Below are 318 nucleotides of genomic sequence, written 5' to 3'. Positions count from 1 at the left end.
GATCATGGGCCTGACCGTCAACAAAGTGCTCTCGGGCAAAGGCCAGGGCGATCCGACTGCGCTGATCGACGCGGGCATCATTCTGTTGCCGCAAAGTCGTCAGTTGCCAGCGGTGACCATGACCAATCAGGAAGGCCAGCCGGTGGTGGTCAACGAGTTGAAGGGCAAGTGGAGCCTGCTGTTTTTTGGTTACACCTTCTGCCCGGATATCTGCCCGACCACCCTCGCCCAGCTTCGCCAGATCAAGAGCGAGCTGCCTAAAGAGGCTGTGGATAAGTTGCAGGTGATTCTGGTCAGCGTCGATCCGCACCGCGATAC

1 protein-coding gene is annotated in these 318 nt (G+C 58.5%); it reads left to right on the top strand.

Annotated elements, in window-relative coordinates; genetic code table 11:
* Positions 1–318: SCO family protein (locus tag AAEY79_RS14355; protein WP_352288941.1), on the top strand; the 318-nt coding region annotated here is incomplete at both ends.

This window comes from Psychrobacter sp. GW64-MNA-CIBAN-0177 (genome assembly GCF_040309585.1).
Lineage (GTDB): Bacteria > Pseudomonadota > Gammaproteobacteria > Pseudomonadales > Moraxellaceae > Psychrobacter > Psychrobacter okhotskensis.
Note: the sequence above shows the minus strand (reverse complement) of the source record. Positions and strands in the feature narration are given on the sequence as shown.